The organism is Micromonospora coerulea, assembly GCF_016598485.1.
Classification (GTDB): domain Bacteria; phylum Actinomycetota; class Actinomycetes; order Mycobacteriales; family Micromonosporaceae; genus Micromonospora; species Micromonospora coerulea.
The window spans coordinates 1-1450 of sequence record NZ_JAEMUW010000088.1; the positions used below are offsets into that span (position 1 = coordinate 1).

Sequence of the window (1450 nt, forward strand, 5' to 3'; positions counted from 1 at the left end):
CTTAGGTTCAAGGAGTCGTTGCAACACCGGCTACCCGGGCCGATTCTAGGTGTTCGGCCAGAGCCTCCGCGGGAGTCTTCCATCCCAGCGTTTTGCGGGGCCGGTTGTTGAGGGCAGCGGCGATGGCATCCAGGTCGTTTACCGAATGTCGTGATAGGTCGGTGCCTTTCGGGAAGTACTGGCGTAGCAGCCCGTTGGTGTTCTCGTTCGTGCCGCGCTGCCACGGGCTGTGCGGGTCGCAGAAGTAGATCGCCAGGCCGGTGTCCAGTCGCAGTTGGAGGTGTTGGGCCATCTCGGCGCCCTGGTCCCAGGTCAGCGAGCGTCGTAGCTGCTCGGGCAGGGTGGCGATCTGTTCGGCGATCGCGTCGCGGACCGCTGCGGCGCCGTGCCCCGCCAGCGGCGGGCCGTTCTTCACCACGGGCTGCTGACCGTGTCCTTCCATGCGGGGCAGATGCAGCAGCATGGTGAACCGGGTGGTGCGCTCGACCAGCGTGCCGATCGCGGACCGTTCGAGTCCGATGATCAGATCGCCCTCCCAGTGACCAGGCACGGCCCGGTCGGCGACCTCGGGAGGTCGTTGGCTGATCATCACCTCCGGGCTGACGAAGTGCTTGCCGCGGCGGCGGGTGCGGGCCTGCGGCACCCGTAACGCGCGGCCGGTCCGCAGGCACGCCGTCAGCTCCCGGCGCAACATGCCTCGACCTTGGACGTAGAGCGCCTGGTAGATCGCCTCGTGCGAGATCCGCATCGAATCATCATCCGGGAAGTCCAGCCGCAGCCGCCTGCTGATCTGCTCCGGGCTCCACGCCGTCCCCCACCGCCGGTCCGCGCGGCGCCCATGCCGGCGCCCTTTCCACGGCACGTTCGGACCCGGGATCGGCCGGCCCTCGCCGTCGGTGATCGCGCCAGCCAGCCGGTCCTGCACATAGTCATGCAGGCGCTCATTCGTAGCGAGCTTGGCGATCTTCGGACGCCGGCCACGGCGCTCGGCATGCCACTGTGCCGTCACGGCCCGGTAGTCCATGCGACCACCCCGCGTCGCAGCGTTGCGGCGCAGTTCCCGCGAGATCGTCGACGCGTCACGGCCCACCGCCCGGCTGATCTCCCGCACACCTTTGCCCTGCGCTTTGAGCAGGGCGATCTCCTCACGCTCGGCGAAGGACAGATACCGGCCCGACACAGATGTCAGCGACAAAGGCGACATACCGCCACCCTGACGAAACCAGCGCCCACCCACCGGCTGCGACACACCACACGCCGCCGCGGCCTCCTCGCTCGACAAACCCTCAGCGATCCGCCGCCAGAACTGCCGCCGCACCTCCCGATGCTCGTTCACCCCCGGCCGCCCCGGCGACCGCATCGCCGGCCTGCCCGTCACCGTCGTCGTCCAGCCCGCAGGTCTTCCCATGACACACCCCTCGATCAGGGTGTTGCGACGACCACTGGAATC

1 protein-coding gene is annotated in these 1450 nt (G+C 68.6%); it reads right to left on the reverse strand.

The window, feature by feature from the left end:
• Positions 1–7: 7 nt before the first annotated feature.
• On the reverse strand, positions 8–1408 hold the full coding sequence (locus tag I8N68_RS32380; protein WP_200216909.1) for an IS30 family transposase: 1401 nt from the start codon (positions 1406–1408) through the stop codon (positions 8–10).
• Between the last annotated feature and the right edge of the window lie 42 nt (positions 1409–1450).

What these genes read in the sequence shown, in the direction of transcription:
- I8N68_RS32380 (WP_200216909.1), bottom strand. Translation starts at nt 1,408, where the DNA reads ATGGGAAGACCTGCGGGCTGGACGACGACGGTGACGGGCAGGCCGGCG.